18 protein-coding genes are annotated in these 16,704 nt (G+C 63.7%); 15 read left to right on the forward strand and 3 right to left on the reverse strand.

The features are described 5' to 3' along the window. The coding region (locus tag B3T59_RS19075) for a BBE domain-containing protein (protein ID WP_349681979.1) at positions 1-377 on the forward strand (377 nt) is incomplete at its 5' end. 134 nt (positions 378-511) lie between these two features. Here B3T59_RS19075 and B3T59_RS19080 read toward each other — a convergent pair. After that, positions 512-1,273 (reverse strand): LysR family transcriptional regulator substrate-binding protein, encoded by a 762-nt coding sequence (locus tag B3T59_RS19080; protein ID WP_051993739.1) that lies wholly within the window; start codon positions 1,271-1,273, stop codon positions 512-514. 46 nt (positions 1,274-1,319) lie between these two features. Here B3T59_RS19080 and B3T59_RS19085 point away from each other — a divergent pair, with 46 nt between their 5' ends. The 10 genes from B3T59_RS19085 (at position 1,320) to B3T59_RS19130 (ending at position 11,191) form a co-directional block, all read left to right on the forward strand. After that, positions 1,320-1,703 carry a DUF5997 family protein gene (locus B3T59_RS19085; protein WP_005203433.1) on the forward strand — a complete coding sequence of 128 codons (384 nt, stop codon included), beginning with the start codon at positions 1,320-1,322 and terminating at the stop codon, positions 1,701-1,703. A 414-nt stretch (positions 1,704-2,117) separates the two neighbouring features. Continuing rightward, positions 2,118-2,642: an MSMEG_0572/Sll0783 family nitrogen starvation response protein gene (locus B3T59_RS19090; protein WP_005203430.1), complete on the forward strand. Its 525-nt coding sequence runs from the start codon at positions 2,118-2,120 to the stop codon at positions 2,640-2,642. 34 nt (positions 2,643-2,676) lie between these two features. After that, positions 2,677-3,576, forward strand: coding sequence for a carbon-nitrogen hydrolase family protein (locus B3T59_RS19095; RefSeq protein WP_005203428.1), 900 nt, complete (start codon positions 2,677-2,679; stop codon positions 3,574-3,576). Next, positions 3,569-3,865, forward strand: a complete 297-nt coding sequence (locus tag B3T59_RS19100) for an MSMEG_0570 family nitrogen starvation response protein (RefSeq protein WP_005203425.1) — start codon at positions 3,569-3,571, stop codon at positions 3,863-3,865. The genes B3T59_RS19095 and B3T59_RS19100 overlap by 8 nt, the downstream gene beginning before the upstream one ends. Positions 3,866-3,883: 18 nt before the next feature. Further along, on the forward strand, positions 3,884-5,179 hold the full coding sequence (locus B3T59_RS19105; RefSeq protein ID WP_064905011.1) for an MSMEG_0569 family flavin-dependent oxidoreductase: 1,296 nt from the start codon (positions 3,884-3,886) through the stop codon (positions 5,177-5,179). A gap of 22 nt (positions 5,180-5,201) precedes the next feature. Beyond that, a complete protein-coding gene (locus B3T59_RS19110) occupies positions 5,202-6,647 on the forward strand; it encodes an AMP-binding protein (RefSeq protein WP_005203421.1) in 1,446 nt (481 codons plus the stop codon). A 25-nt stretch (positions 6,648-6,672) separates the two neighbouring features. Further along, positions 6,673-7,740 carry an MSMEG_0568 family radical SAM protein gene (locus B3T59_RS19115; protein WP_287004804.1) on the forward strand — a complete coding sequence of 356 codons (1,068 nt, stop codon included), beginning with the start codon at positions 6,673-6,675 and terminating at the stop codon, positions 7,738-7,740. Between the two features lies 1 nt (position 7,741). Beyond that, positions 7,742-9,181: an MSMEG_0567/sll0787 family protein gene (locus B3T59_RS19120; protein WP_005203417.1), complete on the forward strand. Its 1,440-nt coding sequence runs from the start codon at positions 7,742-7,744 to the stop codon at positions 9,179-9,181. Between the two features lie 57 nt (positions 9,182-9,238). Next, a complete protein-coding gene (locus B3T59_RS19125) occupies positions 9,239-10,084 on the forward strand; it encodes a carbon-nitrogen hydrolase family protein (RefSeq protein ID WP_005203415.1) in 846 nt (281 codons plus the stop codon). Then, a complete protein-coding gene (locus tag B3T59_RS19130; protein WP_005203414.1) occupies positions 10,085-11,191 on the forward strand; it encodes an MSMEG_0565 family glycosyltransferase in 1,107 nt (368 codons plus the stop codon). It begins immediately after the preceding gene. Positions 11,192-11,794: 603 nt separating this feature from the next. Here the strand turns inward: B3T59_RS19130 and B3T59_RS19135 are convergent. Next, a complete protein-coding gene (locus B3T59_RS19135; RefSeq protein WP_287004809.1) occupies positions 11,795-12,646 on the reverse strand; it encodes a DNA-processing protein DprA in 852 nt (283 codons plus the stop codon). Between the two features lie 396 nt (positions 12,647-13,042). Between B3T59_RS19135 and B3T59_RS19140 the strand changes: the two genes are divergently transcribed. The 3 genes from B3T59_RS19140 (at position 13,043) to B3T59_RS19150 (ending at position 15,360) form a co-directional block, all read left to right on the forward strand. Then, entirely contained in the window at positions 13,043-13,978 is a 936-nt protein-coding gene (locus tag B3T59_RS19140) for a zinc-binding dehydrogenase (protein ID WP_083837453.1), read from the forward strand. Positions 13,979-14,023: 45 nt separating this feature from the next. After that, positions 14,024-14,407, forward strand: coding sequence for a nuclear transport factor 2 family protein (locus B3T59_RS19145; protein WP_005203410.1), 384 nt, complete (start codon positions 14,024-14,026; stop codon positions 14,405-14,407). Between the two features lie 221 nt (positions 14,408-14,628). Next, positions 14,629-15,360, forward strand: coding sequence for a DUF1206 domain-containing protein (locus B3T59_RS19150; protein ID WP_005203409.1), 732 nt, complete (start codon positions 14,629-14,631; stop codon positions 15,358-15,360). 52 nt (positions 15,361-15,412) lie between these two features. Here B3T59_RS19150 and B3T59_RS19155 read toward each other — a convergent pair whose 3' ends face one another. Next, the gene (locus tag B3T59_RS19155) at positions 15,413-16,066 is read right to left on the reverse strand and encodes a hypothetical protein (RefSeq protein ID WP_005203407.1); all 654 of its coding nucleotides are present in this window, start codon (positions 16,064-16,066) and stop codon (positions 15,413-15,415) included. Positions 16,067-16,243: 177 nt separating this feature from the next. Between B3T59_RS19155 and B3T59_RS19160 the strand changes: the two genes are divergently transcribed. Next, the coding region (locus B3T59_RS19160; protein ID WP_287004814.1) for an HAD family hydrolase at positions 16,244-16,704 on the forward strand (461 nt) is incomplete at its 3' end.

Genomic DNA, 16,704 nt, shown 5'->3' on the forward strand with positions numbered 1-16,704 from the left:
TCGTCGAACATCTTGACGATGATCTCGCCGCCGACATCGGCGAGCTCCTCGCATCCAACGGTGCGCAGATGATCCAGATCCGTTCTGCAGGAGGGGCGATCAACGACGTGCCGGCAGATGCCACCGCGTACGCTCACCGCGCCCAGAACTTCTCGGTCACCGCTGTCGCCGACCACGCCTCCCAGGCGTTCGACGACGCGTGGGAACCAATCCGCGCTCGTCGAGACGGCATCTACCTCAGCTTCGAGTCAAACCACCGGCCAGAAGACATCGACGCGGCGTTTCCAGCGCCGACTCTCGCGCGGCTGCGCACAATCAAGCACAAATGGGATCCCGATGGCGTGTTCACCCAGAACTTCGACGCCACCGTTCGCTGAGAAGCCCTCTCGCTCAACTGGGACGCGCGGCGGTAACGGATCGGCGAGTCAATTGCGCGGTTCGCCTGAGCGGTGGTAGAGGCGGACAGCCGTGCAGAAGTTCGGATTCGAGATGCGCAGCCCAACAGTAGGTTTTACCGCGACCTCCGAGTTTTGCGCGCCTTCACTTTTCCGCGTGTCGGTATCGTTCCGGCCGCTTCGCGAGATGCCCGCTTGGCCGCCGCCTTCTCTTTCGCCGACCGCTTCGGTGGCGGTTCGGACGTGCCACGCGACGACGTGGCCTTGCGTCCACGCACAATCCCGATGAACTCCGCGGCCAGATCCGAAGTCGGCTGCGGCCACAGCAGTCCGACGGTGCTTGTCGGGACGTCGGTGACCGGGCGATAGTCGAGATCGCGGCGGTGGTGCAAACGCGCCAGCGACTGCGGCACCAGCACCACCCCCATTCCGCTGGCCACGAGTTCGATCGCGTCGGCGGTCGTCTCCGGCCGATGGTCCACGGCATTACCAGGACGTTCGGTGACGACGAGCGGTTCATCGAGGGGCCAAAGCACGTTCTCGTCGGCAAGGTCGGCCCGCGACAACTCGTCACCTGCGGTGAGCACATTGTCCTTACCCATAACCGCCACCGTCGTCTCTTCGTACAGGGCGATGGTGTGGTGCGGACCCAGATCGGCATGTGAGAGTGCGTCGGGCAGCCTGGTGATCGCGATGTCGACGCTGCGGTCGATAAGCGCTGCGGCGGTGTCGGCGACCGCAGTCGGTACAAGGTCGAGTCGGACGTCCGGGTGGCGTTCCTCGAAAATGCTGACCCACTTCCCGGGTGTTGTACCCGGCACAAACGCGAGCCGGAAGACCACAGTGCTGGACTCATTGGGATCGACGGGCGAATTCACGCCCCGAGGCTACCGGGGATACGCTGCGAGTATGAGCTCGCAGTCCATGAAGCCGGCCACCGCCGCCAAGAAGCTCGACATCTACCTCCCCGCGACACCCGACGAGTTTCGCTCCGGAACGATAACCCGGGAACAGGTGTCGGCCTGGCAGGCCGATCCGCCGCAGTGGTTGCGCGATCTGCGTGCGAACGGACCGCACCCGAAGAATCTGGTAGCCGCCAAACTCGGGATCTCCAACTCCGGGCTGGTCCGGGGCGAGGTGACCGAAGCGTTGACGACCGATCAGATCAACGCGTTGCTCGAAGAGATGCCCGACTGGCTCGCCGCCGAGCGCACCAAGCACGTCGAGGCCCTGCGCGAGGAGCGTCGGATCAAATCCTTGCAAGCCGACCGTCGGCGCGAGCGTGAGGAACCCACCAGCGAGGAGTGAGCTGCCGCCGTGCTGATTCGGCGTTGTCGCCGCGGCCACGTCGTCGTGCGCCGGCTTCCCCGGCCACGCGCTCCCTTGCGGCGGCTGCTCCGTTGCCCGCTGCACCTCTCAACGGCCTTTAGCGCCCTTTGGACACCACGAATAGTTCTCAGTCGGCCCCATAGCAGCGCAGGCGACCGAGCGCGTTTGCGACCTGACGATCCGCGGCGGATCCAGACGCTCACGTTAACTCGACCCAGGCGTCAATTTTTCCATCAGTAACCATCACGTAATAAATCGGGCGTGAACTGTTGTCAGTCGGAACGTCAAGTATCCCAGGCCATCCGACCATCAATTCTTCGCCAGTGGGCAGTGTCGCCCGCACACCCCCATCACACGACGGCGGTCTCGCCCGTCTCATCGAGGAGTAACCCCATGGCCATGTTCGACGACACCATCACCGAGAACATTGCGAAGTCTCTCGCCGAGATTCCGCATCCCTCCCTGCCCAAGGGTTCGAATATCTACGGCGGCACCAAGATCTTCCCCGACTACCAGGCGGAGGAAGGCGAAACCTACTTCACGCTCGTCCACGGCATCGCGCACGAGTCCTCGGTATCGTTCGTCGCAGTACTGCAGGCCACCCGCGCGCTACGCAAGGGCTTCGAGTCGGCTATCTACTTCTACGGTCCCGGAGCAATCAATTGCCTTGCCACACGCGGGTTTCCAAAGACCGGTGACTCCGGCTTCCCCGGCGAGCAGAACATCAACGACGCGTTGGAGACCTTCATCAAGGAGGGTGGAACCGTCTTTGCGTGTCGGTTCGGACTCGCGTTGCACGGTGGGCGGGAAGAAGATCTGATCGAGGGCGTCATTCCGGCACATCCGCTCGACGTGCAGGACGCGCTGATTCACTACGCCCGCAAGGGTGCGATCATCAACTCCACCTACATGGTCTGATCGTCGAGATCCCCACTCCCCGAGAGACATTCACATGACCACAATTGGTACGGTCGCCGCGAACTTCACGCGCGACCTTGAACAGAACTATCAGACAATCGCCGACTATGTAGCGCAGGCCCGCGCACGAGGTGTCGAGTTCCTGGTGTTTCCCGAGGCTGCGATCGGCGGATACCTCTCATCGCTCGGTAACCACGGCGACACCGTCAAGAACACCAAGCGATCGTTGCCGCCGGCCATCAGCCTCGACGGTCCCGAAATCGCACGCGTGCAGGAGATTGTCGGCGACATGGTGATCGCCATAGGCTTTTGCGAACTCGCTGAGGACGGCGTGACACGCTACAACGCTGCCGCGGTCCTCGACGGCGACCAGATCTACGGCAACTATCGCAAAGTGCACCAACCGCTTGGCGAGAACATGTCCTACTCGTCGGGTTCGGAGTACCGAGTCTTCGATACTCCTGTCGGGCGCGTCGGACTCCAAATCTGTTATGACAAAGCATTTCCCGAAGCTGCGCGCATCATGGCGCTGAACGGCGCCGAGATCATCGCAAGTCTCTCGGCATGGCCGGCGGCGCGTACCGCGACCGCCGAGAATCTACAGGACGATCGCTGGACATACCGGTTCAATCTCTTCGATACGGCCCGTGCCCTCGATAACCAGGTGTTCTGGGTTGCCGCAAACCAATCGGGAACGTTCGGTTCGTTGCGGTACGTCGGCAACGCCAAGATCGTCGATCCCGGTGGCAACATCCTCGACACCACGCTGCTCGAAAGCGGACTCGCCGTAGCCGACGTCGACATCGCCGGGACCTTCACCGCGATGCGAGGCGGGATGTTTCACCTGCGAGATCGTCGTCCGGACGTCTACGGTGAACTCGTCGAGGTCGACCCGACCGGAACCGCTGGATGGCGGGACCTTGCTCATGCCTGAGATGACGTTCACCGTGAGGTGGCCCGATGGCGCTGTGCAGCAGTGCTATTCGCCGAGTCTCGTCATGCACGACCACCTAACTGTCGGCAGTAGTTACACGGTGGCTGAATTCCTAACCCGCACCGACGCCGCTCTCGGCGAAGCCGCTGAGCGTGTCCGCGCCAAGTATGGATTTGCTTGTACGTCTGCCGCTGCAACCACTGAGGACATCAACAACACAGCACGCCGATACGACGACGAGTCGACCGTCGAGGTTCTCGACATGCATCCGCCACTACCCACTCCCTGACCACATTCTGGAGACATCATGAGCGCACCAGCTCATTCCACACCCCACACCACCCACATTCCGGTGGCGATCATCGGCGGCGGACAAGCAGGCCTGTCGGTCAGCTGGTATCTCGGCCGCGCGGGTATCGAGCACACCGTGATCGAATCGCGGACCGCCGTCCATGCATGGCAGTCCAAGCGGTGGGACAACTTCACCCTCGTCACCCCGAACTGGCATTGCCGGCTGCCCGGCTACGCCTACGACGGCCCGGACCCCGACGGCTTCATGACCCGCGACGAAGTTGTCGAATGGCTCGCCGAATGGCGTGAAACCTTCACTGCCCCACTGCGAGAACACACCACGGTCACTCGCCTGCGAACCATCGGGGATACTGGCTTCGAGCTCACCCTCACCACCGACGAATCTGTCGAATTGCTGACCTGTGACCAGGTTGTCGTCGCGACTGGCGGCTATCCGTTGCCGGTGGTGCCATCGTTCGCACCGTCGTTGGACACGTCTGTAAAGCAGATCCACTCAGAGCAGTACTTCACACCTGATCAGCTACCATCCGGCGCCGTTCTCGTCGTCGGGTCCGGACAATCCGGCGCACAAATCGCCGAGGACCTCCACCTCGCAGGTCGGCAGGTGCATCTCGCCATCGGCAACGCGCCGAGGGTTGCGCGCACTTACCGCGGCCGCGACTGCATGACCTGGTTGGCGGACATGGGCATCTACGACACACCGACCGAACAGTTCCCCGGAGGCAAAGCGGCACAGGAGAAGACCAATCACTATGTCACTGGCCGCGATGGTGGGCGAGACGTCGATCTGCGACAGTTCGCCGTCGAAGGGATGAAGCTCTACGGGCATCTGACCGACGGTAAGGACACGGTCCTGCGGTTCGCGCCGACCCTGCGCGAATCGCTCGACCAGGCCGACTCGGTGTACAACTCGATCTGCGCCGACATCGACCGCTACATCGAGAAGGCCGGAATCGACGCGCCTCCCGCTTCGCGCTACGAGCCCGTTTGGGAACCCGAAACCGAACCCTCCGCGGTCGACTTGGTCGAGGAGGGCATCACCAGCATCGTGTGGGCGATCGGGTACCGGCCGGACTACCGCTGGATCGAGGCAAGCGCATTCGACGGTGCGGGCCGGCCGATGCAGACCCGCGGCATCACCCAGGTACCAGGACTGAGCTTCATCGGCCTCCCGTGGATGCATACCTGGGGTTCGGGACGGTTCCTCGGAATCGACCGCGACGCACGTCACATCGCTGAATCCGTCACCGGCGCACTCGGTCTGCCCGGGCTCAGACTCGCCGTCGGATAGCCCGGGACCACAGGTAGCCGACGTGACTGTGCAGTCGATCTCCTCGGTATTCGCTGATCGCGCGCGTACCTCGCCGGGCGAAGTCATGGTCATCGACGCCCACGGGCCGGTGACCGCCGGTGAGATTGACGTGCGGGCCAACCGGCTGGCTCATCTCTTGCAGCGCCATCACGTCGCCCACGACGATGTCGTTGAAGTGGCCTTACACAACAGCGCCGCCTTCGTGGTTGCGTGCGTCGCGGTGTGGCGTGCGGGCGCCACACCGATGCCGCTCGACCCGGTGATGCCCGCAGACGAGCGGGAAATGCTCGAACGGATCGCCCAGCCTCGAGTTATCGTCGGCGACAACGTATCTCCGCGAACAGTCACGGTCGACGAGAACGATGCGCGTGACCTGCCGGCAGACACGCTCCCCGATATCTGGGCAAGTTCATGGAAGGCGCCCGCATCCTCCGGGAGCACAGGACTACCGAAGATCGTTCGTTCCATGACTCCCGCACTGGTTGACCCTGGTGCTCGAGTGGCACCGTTCTTCCCCTGCGCGGCAACACAGTTGGTGACCTCTCCGCTGTGGCATTCGACCGCCTTCACCTACGCGTTCCGGGGCTTGACCGCCGGCCATCGCCTGATCATCGAACCGGACTTCGACGAGCGCCGATTTCTAGAGCTGGTGGACAGACATTCGGTGACCTGGACAGTCCTCTCGCCTCCATCGATCCGGCGGCTGGTCCGCCTACCGGAGGAGATACGTGCGGAACACGACATGAGTTCGTTGGCATCGATTCTGCACATCGGCGGACGGTGTCCTGTGCCCGACAAGCGCGCACTGATCAAGTGGCTGGGCGCGCACCGCGTGGTCGAGGTGTATGCGGGTAGCGAATCCAACGGCGTCACGATGGTGACAGGGCACGAGTGGCTCGCGCACCCCGGCACTGTCGGTCGGCCTATCGGGGGCACCGAGGTCGCTATTCGACGCGACGATGGCACCCGTGCGGACACCGGCGAAACGGGATTGATCTGGATGCGCCGCGGAGACGGACCGTCCTACAGCTATCTGGGTGCGCAGTCGCGCCGCGGCGCAGATGGTTGGGATACCCTCGGCGACCTCGGTTTTCTCGACGCCGACGAGAACCTCTACGTGATGGACCGGGCAGCCGACGTCATTCGTAGTGGAGACGTCGCGATGTATCCAGCCGACATCGAGCAAGTCGTCGAACAACTGCCTTTCGTGCGCGGCGCGGTTGCGTTCGCCGATGTGGATTCGGCTGGCAGGCAACATCTCTCGGTCAGCGTCGACATCGCAGACAACGATGCCTCCGCAGCACTCATCGCAGATCATGTCCAACACCACTTTGGCTCCGACTGGCGTCCTGTGCGCGTCATCCTCACCACATCGCCACTCCGCAACGACGCGGGCAAGATTCGACGACGCGCGCTGGCCGGCTGCGGCCAGCGCGAGTCTGCCTGATCCCTCGACACGAACGGAACCCACGATGACCGCATCCACCACCACATCCACCCGCGTCGATCTGGCGCTCCTCGGCATCCGGGGCACCCCGCCGGTGAACCGCTCCGGCGGAGCCGGACCGACTGACGATGGTCACCTCGTCATCGACGGACTGCACGCTGCCATACCTCGAAATCCCAACAGCCCGTTCGTCTTCGACGGCGATCAGATCCTCTACGACGGAGTCGATTCCGGGCTCGACGTCGCAGTCATTGGCCGACCACGCTTCTACGACCTGCAGACCGAGAACGGTGTCGCCTACGACAAGATCGCCAAACTGCATGGACGTAACGTGTTGGCGACCACCGTGCTGCAGACCTGCATTCGTTACGGCGAAGACCAGCGGTGCCGCTTCTGCTCGATCGAGGAGTCGCTGCGATCCGGCGACACCGTCGCCGTCAAGAAGCCGGAGGACCTGGCCAGGGTCGCGCGCGCAGCAGTCGACCTCGACGGCGTAACGAATATGGTGATGACCACCGGAACATCGGGTGGCCGGGATCGCGGCGCGCGCCACCTGGCGCGCTGTGTCCGAGCGGTCAAAGCAGCCGTCCCCGAGCTACCTATTCAGGTGCAGTGTGAGCCGCCCGCCGATCTGTCGACCATCGGTGACCTGCGCGCTGCCGGAGCCGACGCCATCGGCATCCACGTTGAGTCACTCGATGACGACGTCCGACGGCGCTGGATGCCGGGCAAGTCAACCGTGCCGCTCAGCGAGTACTGGGATGCCTGGCGTGAGGCCGTACGCGTCTATGGACGCAACCAGGTCTCGACGTACCTGCTCGTCGGGCTAGGCGAAGATGTGGACGAGATGATCTCGGGGGCAAAGGAACTCGCCGACGCCGGTATCTACCCCTTCATCGTCCCGTTCCGGCCCCATCGAGGAACACTCGCCGTCGACATCGACGGAGCAACCGCCCCCGAGCCCCGCATCGTCGAGCAGATCAGCCGAGAGGTCGCTGCGCACCTGCAACTGATCGGGATGGCCGGGGCCGACCAACGAGCGGGCTGCGCGGCATGCGGTGCTTGCAGCATTCTGCAGAGCGTAGGAGCATGAGATGCTCGACGGCCGCACCACGCCCACCCCGTCCGTACGCACCGCTGCAACAGAATTGTCGATTCTTGCCGGATCTCCCCGAGTCTCAGCACCGCCGTTTCTCATACGGGTGGCCGAGACGATCTCCGAGATCGGCGATTATCGACGATTGCGCCACTCCGAGTTCGTCGAGCGACAGGGACTGTTCACACACTCCGATCACGATGACTGCGACGACGATCCGCGCACCAGGATCCTGATCGCAGTCGCCGCAGACAACGCTGTTCTCGGCGGTGTCCGGATATCGCCATGTACCTCGATCGACATCGGCTGGTGGTCGGGGAGTCGGTTGGTTGTCGCGGACGGCGCACACGCGGCCGGCGTCGGTGCCGCACTGATCACGGCTGCCTGTGCCTTGGTCGAGAGCCGCGACGTTCTGCGATTCGATGCCACCGTCCAGGACCGCTACAGTCGGCTATTCGCCTCGCTGGGTTGGGAGGATCACGGCGCCGGGCCCACCATCAACGGCCGAGCACATCGCAACAAGTCCTGGCCGATTGGTCGAATCCAGGGGCAGGTTGATTCCACCAAAGCGGTTCTTGCCCAATCACTTCGACCCTTCGCTGAGCAGGAAGGCGGTCTCGGACCCGCGGGATTCCGTGGTGACGACGCCGTCCCCGTGCCGGACAGCGACCTGCTTGCCGCCTGCGACGCGATCGTCCCGTCGATGGTCGAGCGCGACCCCGAATGGGCGGGGTGGTGCTCGGTCCTGGTCAACATCAACGACCTCTCGGCCATGGGTGCTCACGCTGTCGGCATGCTCGACGCGGTCGGCGCGCCAACCGTTGCGCACCTGAATCGGATCGTACGAGGCATCTCGGCGGCGGCACACGCCTGGCGAACCCCGATTCTGGGCGGCCACACTCAGGTCGGTGTACCCGCGGCGCTCTCGCTGACTGCGATGGGTCGCACAGAATCTCCGGTCGCCGCTGGCGGTGGACGGGTCGGCGACCACGTGTCGCTGCTCGCCGATCTCGGAGGCTCCTGGCGCCCAGGCTATTTCGGGCAACAGTGGGATTCCACAAGCTCTCGAACAGCACATGAGCTCGGTGAAATGGCATCCGCTGTGGCGCAGCTGCGACCCGCCGCCGCCAAGGACGTCAGCATGGCCGGACTGGTCGGAACGTTGGGCATGCTGGCCGAGGCGTCGGGCACCGGGGCCGAACTCGACGTGGCCGCGATCCCGCGACCTGCCGACGCCGCAATGGGTGCCTGGCTCACCTGCTTCCCGGGTTACGCCATGCTGATGGCCGACCGCAGTCCGATCACTCGAGCGCACGGGCCTGCCGTCGCGGCTGGCTGCGGTCGCCTCACCGAAACGACAGGAATCCGGCTGAAATGGCCCGACGGTCGTCGTACCGAAGCGATCGCCTCTGCTGTCACGGGACTGGGTCGAGCATGAGAAGGCTGCCGAATGTGCACCGGCGCGCCTCGTGTGACGTGAGTAAAGTGCGCTGACATGGGAACCGTCACTATCGGCGCGCTCGCTGGCCACTTCGGCCGCGACGTTGATCGAGGTGTGTCCAAGGCAGTCGGCATCATTGAGGCGGCCGCGCGTGACGGAGTCGATCTGCTCGTCTTTCCCGACGCTGCACTCGGCGGCTACATCGGAGATCTGCGATCCCCGGATCTCGACGACCTACCGCCGGCACTCGACCCAGACGGACCGGAGCTGGCTGCCATCGCCGAGGCCGCCCGCGACATGACCGTGTGTATCGGGTACACCGAGCGCGATGGCGACGTCCACTACAACGCGGCGGCGTGCTTGACCGGTGACGGCGTGCTGGGTTGGCATCGCAAAGTGCATCAGCCTGCCGGTGAATCAAAGGCGTATGCGGCTGGTGACAGGTTCTCCACTTTCTCTACACCGGTCGGGCGCATCGGCATGTTGATCGACTACGACAAGACATTCCCCGAGTCGGCCCGAAAGCTCGCGCTCGACGGCGCCGGGATCATCGCGTCTCTCTCGGCGTGGCCGGCTAGTGTCACCGACCGCGCAGCTCGGCTGCCCGCTGACCGGCAGTCTCGGCTGTTCGACCTCTACGACTGCGCTCGCGCCGCGGAGAATCAGGTATTCATGGTGTCCTCCAACCTCACCGGGGTGACCGGGTCGCTGCAATTCCTCGGACAGGCCAAGGTCGTCGGTCCCGGTGGCGACATATTGGCGACCACGCGATCCAAGGGTGGACTGGCCAAGGTCGAGGTCGACGTGGAGGCCGACATCGCTCGTGCCCGCAGAGTCCTCAACCATCTGTCCGAACTCCGGCCGGACATCTATTCCGCGTCGAGTGCGGAGTCTCGCTGAATGCGCATCGCACTGTTGACCTACTCGACCAAACCGCGCGGGGGAGTCGTGCATACCCTCAACCTCGCGGAATCTCTGGTCACGCAAGGTGTCGAAGTCGACGTGTGGAGTCTTGCGCGAGGGGGCGACTCAGGGTTCTTCCGCAGCGTCGACGCCGCAGTCACCCAACACCTGGTCGCGTTCGACGACATCCCCGACGAGACAGTCACCGATCGCATCCTGCGATCTATCGATGCGATCCGAAATGCGTTCGACCCCAGCAACTATGACATCGTGCATGCGCAGGACTGCATCAGCGCGAACGCGGTCGGAACGTGCATCCGCACGATTCACCACCTTGACCAGTTCACCACGCCGGTGCTCGTCGAATGCCACGAGAAGGCCGTGGTCAACCCCTACGCTCGCATCTGCGTGTCTCAGGCCGTCGCCACGGAGGTCAACGACGGATGGGGTTTCACTCCGACCATCATTCCCAACGGCGTCGACTATGAACGCTTCGCAGCGGCCGCCGAGCACAGCCGTTCGGCCGTCGTCGCACGAGAGCAGTGGCAAGCGCAACTAGGCCGCTACATCCTGGCGGTCGGGGGCATCGAACCGCGCAAGGGGAGTATCGATCTGCTCGAGGCCTACGCGCTGCTTCGTCACGACCATCCCGATCTATCGCTGGTATTCGCAGGCGGAGAAACGCTTTTCGACTATCGCGACTATCGCGCCGAGTTCGACCGCCGCCAAGCCGAGCTCGGCGTGGCACCGATCGTCCTCGGAGCAGTCGACGAGCACGTGCTCCCCTCACTCGTCGCGGCATGTGACGCTTTCGCATTCCCGTCCGTGAAGGAAGGATTTGGCCTCGCAGCGATGGAGGCCTTGGCGGCCGGCCGACCGGTCACCGTACGCGAACTACCCATCCTGCGTGAGGTTTTCGGAGACGTCGTCACCTATGCGACCGATCCGACGTCGTTGGCCACACGCCTCGATGCCGCGCTCAACGGATATCACCCCGACGTTGACGCGGGCCGGCGCCTCGCACGCGGATTGACGTGGGACGCCGCGGCGCGCGCCCACCTTCGGTTCTACGAGCGACATCCCTACCCTCGGGCCGCTGCCTGATCGATACGTGCGGAGCCTGTTCGGTCAGTCCGACTGTGTGCCAGGATCTTTCGGAATATCGCGCGGACAATCGGGGACGAAACCCGCGCATAGCCGACGGGGAGAGGTCGTCGGGCAATATGTACGATTGCCGGGTTCACCCGGTTTAGCGGGGTGGAGAGGAGCAATGATGAGGCGGAGGGCAGCGACGGCTCTCGTGGGAGCTTGCGTGGTGCTCTTCCTATCGTCGTGTAGCGGTGACATGCGCGCACCGTTGCTCGATTCGACTGAGGTCGTCGACTCGCGGTCGCCCCTGACCGCCGGCCAGGCGCACAGTGTGTGAACACGGGAGTTGGCTCATGCGCGGTCAGATCGAGAGCTTCAGTGGGACGACGACCCCACCAAGGGCGGTCCGGTGTGTATCGAGTTTCAGTCGCGTCGCAGGCCGGCAGCATCAAGGTTTCGAGTCCCTGTTACTACTTTCAGGACACCAGCGGCGGCAACTCGCCATCAGCCGATGACATTTCGAAGGCGACTGGCTTTGTGCAGCGGTCGTGGAATCAATGACGCCGCGACCCGATTGTCCCTACGTCGAGACCGCTGCGAAGAGTGGTCAAAGGCAGGTCACAGCAATCGGGCTTGCTCCGGCTCATCATCGCTCGGAGGCAGGAGCGCCTCGCGCAGCGCATCGGGAGATGCGACGGGGCTTGCACCCTCACTGATTAGGATCTGATTCCCCTCGGGTTTGTGATCGCCGTAGGTCAACGTGACAAGGTGTCTGCCGAGTTTGAGAGCTTCGCGACCTGCAGCAAGTGACCCGCCCGATTCGCCTGCCTCCACTACGACGACAGTGCCCGCAAGACCGCAGATCACGCGGTTTCGTCCCATTGCGGTGTGTACAGACCAAGGCTGGTGGGGAGAAAACTGAGACAGCACTAGGCCGGTGGAATCTGACATCCCGATGTCAGGATTCTCTTCGTCTGGACGAAAGTGTGTGATGCCCTCGGGCAGCACGAGTACCGTGCTCCCACCACGACTTGACGCGGCGGTCGTCGCCAAGGTGTCGACACCGCGCGCATTGCCGCTCACCAAGGTTTGCCCCGATTGAGCGACAATCTCGCCCAGCCTCGTCGCTGCTGCCGCTCCACGATCGCTCACCTTGCGGGAACCGCTGACGGCGACCATTGGCGTGTCCAGAAGTCCGAGTTCCCCCCGATAGAACAGTGCAGGAACAATGGCTTTACCTCGGCGGACTAGCTGCACCGGGAATCGTGAATTGTCTGCGCTGATTACGCCGACGCTAGTCGCGAGCTCTGCGGCCTCATCCCTGATGCGGGCGGCGGTGTCACTATCGACGTTGCCAATCTGAGTATGCAGAGCATTGCGGTCTAGGAGTACGTCTCGGATCTTTGCTGGTGTACGCGCGATGTGTATTGCGAAGAGAACTCTCTCGATATCTTCGAGTTCAGAAGGCATCTCACGCCCTCATTGTCTTGGCACCCACGAGACCGTACACCGAAGTGGCGCCAGCACGGAGAGCTGCGCGAGCAGTCTCGTTCAGGGTGTGTCCGGTGTGGAGCACGTCATCCAGCACAATGCACGAGCCATTTATCAGAGCTTTGACGGAGATCATCCCTGACAAGTCTGGCGGGTTTGGACCTTTTCGTGGTTCGTGAGGACGGCAGGTCGCGAATATTAGATTCTTTCCGGTCGCTTTGGCGACCCCCAGACTCAGTGACTCCGCCAGGCTCTCTCCGGTGACCCGGGAGCTGGGGGCACTAATGATGGTCGATGCCGAGCTGTATGCGGGATGCCTTGTTACGGCTTCGGCCAGCGCCTGAACGAGTCTATCGAACTCGGGTTCTTTATGAAATGGATAGGCGTGCGGGTCACGAGGCATCCGGAGTCGTGACCGACGTGGGAGATGGTGTCGACGACGTCCAGGTCGGCGATCATGTCGTCCTGTCCTGGTTCGTGGCATGTCGTCGATGCCGAAACTGTCTGTCCGGCAAGGCGTGGCTGTGCACGAACACCAATGCGGTGGCCAATCGACTGCCTGACGGGTCAACGGCGACAACGACATTCGACGACGAGCCGGTGTGGCCGTTCCTCGGACTCGGCGCGTTCTCCGAACGTGTCGTCGTCCCCGCTGCCGCTGCGGTGGTGGTTCCCGACGAACTCCCCTTCGAGATCGGCGCGTTGATCGGCTGTTCGGTCACCACAGGTATCGGTGCCGTGACGTCGACGGCAAAGGTTCCGTACGGCGCATCCGCAGTGGTGTTCGGCTGTGGTGGTATCGGTCAGTCGATCATCCTAGGACTGCAGCTTGCCGGGGCTGATCCGATCATCGCCATCGATCTCGATCCCCGACGTCGTGCCCAGGCAGAAAGCCTCGGCGCCACAGTGGCGCTCGACGGTGCCGCTCCGAATCTTGTTGCCACGGTGCAGGAGATGACCGATGGCGGTGCCGACTACGTCTTCGAGGCGATCGGCCGGACGTCGACCATCGAGCAGTGTCCACCCATGCTGCGCGCAGGAGGGGTGGCGGTCTTGGCGGGTATGACGGCAATCGGCGCACGCGCGTCGATCGATCCCTTCGACCTCGCCGACCAAGGCAAGAGCATCCTCGGCTGCAATTACGGCTCGAGCGTGCCCGCGGTGGACTTCCCGAGAATTGCGCGGCTCTATCTGTCGGGTCGACTCCCTCTCGACGCCCTCATCGGCCGTACGCGACCGCTCGGTGAGGTCAACGCGGCACTCGAAGATCTGCGTGCCGCCACCGGCCTTCGCACGGTTCTCATTCCGTGAACGTGCACCAGTTTCTTGATCGACCATTCATCAACAGGAGCTCGAATGTCGCCCACTGACAACACGTCCACCCGCGCCTTGGCTGCGTTCGACCATCTCGTTGCCGCGTTCGCCTCCAACGACGAGGCCGCCTACTTCGGATGTTGCGCCCCAACAGCACGATTCGTGTTCCCGGACACTCCGGAGGTCGCGCTCGGCGTTGAAGAGTACCGAACGCTGTGGCGTGGTTGGCGTTCGGAGGGATGGCGCGTCGAGAAGTGTGTCAGCACCGAGCGCGATGTGCTCATCGTCGGTGATGTTGCCATCGCGACCCAACGGGTGTCGACGACTCTCGGTGACGGAACCGAACTCAGCGAGCGAGAGACGGTGGTCTTCGACCTCGCGGCCTCACCGCGTCCGCTCGTCGTGCACGAGCATCTCTCGGCGTGATGCACCCATCCCGTCGAGCCGGGTGTTTTGCCGGTTTTACCGTGCGGTGAAAACCACCCCGGTCGACACGTTACGATTCCCCGTGGACGCGGGTTGGCTGACTCGCGAATCGACTGAATTACTGACGGGCGGCGATCATCATCCCTACACATACGGGTAAGCAGGCCGTCCGAGAAGCGACGGACTCCGGTTGGTTTGAGGCGCTTGCGCGCGGCGGGCACGTGGTGAGCGGTCTGCTGCACCTGTTGATCGCGTACATCGTGCTGAGGCTGGCGTTTGGCGATGCGGGCAATGCCGACCAGTCGGGGGCGCTCGGAATCTTTGCGTCGTCAACCGGCGGTCGAATTGCCTTGTGGCTCGCGGTGATCGCCTTCGTGGCGATGGCGCTGTGGCGGATTGCCGAAGTCATCATCGGTCCGCACCCGGCGAACCCGAAGGCCGACGACGATGACGGTTGGCTCGACCGCGCGAAGGCGGGTGCACTCGCGGTTGTCTACTTCGCATTCGCCTGGACGGCAGCGCAATTCGCTTTGGGGCACGGCCAGTCGAGTGGCCAGCAGAACGCCGGTATGAGCGCGCGGTTGATGGGTTCGGGCTTCGGAAAGTTCGTGCTCGTCGTGGCTGGAATCGTCATCATCGCTGTCGGCGCCTATCACATCTACAAGGGTGTGACGAGGTCGTTCTTCGACGATCTGACCATCGACAGCAACCCTGTCGTGAATGTCACCGGCATCGTGGGATATACGGCGAAGGGGCTGGTACTGGTCGGCGCGGGAGTTTTGGTGATCGTCGCGGCGATCACGGCCGATCCGGCGAAAGCCACCGGCGTCGACGGTGCGGTGAAAACCGTTTCGGGATGGCCGGCCGGACAGTTCTTCTTGGTGCTGGCCGCGATAGGCCTTGCCGCGTATGGCATCTACTGCTTCGTCATGGCGCGGTACGCGCGAATGTGACGGCTAGGCCCCGACCTCCCGCAGGGGAGGCCGGGGCTCGGCGTCGGCGGTGCTATCGCGGAGTGTTGGCGCGAATGCTGTTGATGATCTTGAGGAGTTCGCCGCGCTTGGACGGCGGTCCGTCGAGCTGGGCGAAGGCGATGCCGGCCTCGCCGTCCGCGGTGTGGAACACGTGGGCGACTGCGACGCGGACCTTGCGAACGCCATTGAGGGTGCCGGATTGCTCTGCGTACCAGGTGGTGTCGTCGACGGCTCGCCACGCTTCACGATCGACACGCACCTGAGAGGTGACGCGCTTGACGTCGGTGGTGGTGCACCGCGTCGCGGCGCACTTCTGGTAGGCCACCACGCCTCCGGCCGCAGTCGTCTTCGAGGTGTTCTCCTCGAAACATGTTGCCTCGCCGGTGGCCGAGACAGCCGACGATCCGGCGCCGCACGACCAGTCATCGGGAATGCCGAAGGTGTACTCGATGCCCGCGAAGTCGTCGGAGATGACGTACGGACGATCCGCCGCGCTGAAGTTGCTGCCCTTGACCGGTCCCGTGCCGCCGTCGACGCCGCGCATCGGTAGCGACGGGTAGCGCCCATCGGTATCGGCGTGGGCGTTCGACGCGACCCCCGCGGTGGCGAGGAGTGCCGCGATACCCGCGAGCAGGGCAAGCATGATACGTCGGATGGCGGTTGTACGGAGCGGTGTGGTCTTCACGTTCTCGGGTTCCTCTCGGGGGCTTCTCGTAAGCAAGTACCGATTGGATGCGGCCGGACCCAGAGAATGTTCCGCCCGGGTTTGCGGTACCTGACTGTGACACCGAACTGGGACACCGAACTGGGACACCGAACTGGGACACCGAACTGGGACACCGAACTGCCACAATGGAGCACGATGTCCACCACGATTCCGCCCGTCCCCGCTGACCTGCGCCTCGTCGTCACCGACCTCGACGGCACCCTGCTCGACGACGCCAAGCACATCCCCGACGACCTCTGGCCGCTGCTTGACGAGCTGACCAGCCGCGACATCGTATTCAGTCCGGCCAGCGGACGGCAGGCCGCGACCCTGCTCCACCAGTTCGGGGAGGCGATACCCGGGCTGATCGTGATCGCCGAGAACGGTGCGGTGGTGGCGCGGCAGAACGAGATCCTGCGGTCACAACCGCTTGCCCCGAGTACCGCCGACGCGGTCCTCACGCGCGCACGAGCGCTGCAGTCCGACGGCGCCGACATCGGGGTCGTGCTGTGCAGCCCGGAGATCGCCTACGTCGAGCGGTCCGATGAGCGGTTCCTCGAACAGATCCGCCCCTACTACTACGCGAACACCGTCGTCGACGACCTCGCCGCCATCGA

The sequence above is a fragment of the Gordonia sp. UBA7860 genome (assembly GCF_002500165.1).
GTDB classification, from domain to species: Bacteria; Actinomycetota; Actinomycetes; order Mycobacteriales; family Mycobacteriaceae; genus Gordonia; species Gordonia sputi.